Below are 430 nucleotides of genomic sequence, written 5' to 3' on the forward strand. Positions count from 1 at the left end.
AACTATAAGCGACTTAGTTTTTGGGTAAGATAAACCGTATGCCTTTTATTCCTTTATCTTTTTTAATAATTGGTCATGCAGCATCACAGACAGATAATCGACAGATGAAGTCAGTATTATCCCAAAGGATACAACACCTGTGTAAGCACATTTTTAATGGTCTTAGAAGAGACTATTTTACTCATTAGATAGGATGTTTTATGAATAATAATATCGATCATACCGACCCAGCCAAAGACATGAATACTGAACGCGGCAATGGGGGCGAAACCCATCAGCGCGCAGGTGATGACACCAAAGTATTGACTACCCAACAAGGCGTGGCTATCAGCGACAATCAAAACTCATTAAAAGCAGGCGCACGTGGTCCTACGCTATTAGAAGATTTTGTACTACGTGAAAAGATCAACCACTTTGACCATGAGCGTAT

Annotated in this window: 1 protein-coding gene; it reads left to right on the forward strand. The window is 39.8% G+C overall.

Annotated features, from left to right (window positions below):
* Window positions 1–239: 239 nt before the first annotated feature.
* Window positions 240–430: catalase (locus B3V51_RS08130; protein ID WP_286708227.1), on the forward strand; the 191-nt coding region annotated here is incomplete at its 3' end.

It is taken from the genome of Psychrobacter sp. UBA2514, assembly GCF_002341255.1.
In the GTDB taxonomy this organism is placed as follows: Bacteria; Pseudomonadota; Gammaproteobacteria; order Pseudomonadales; family Moraxellaceae; genus Psychrobacter; species Psychrobacter pacificensis.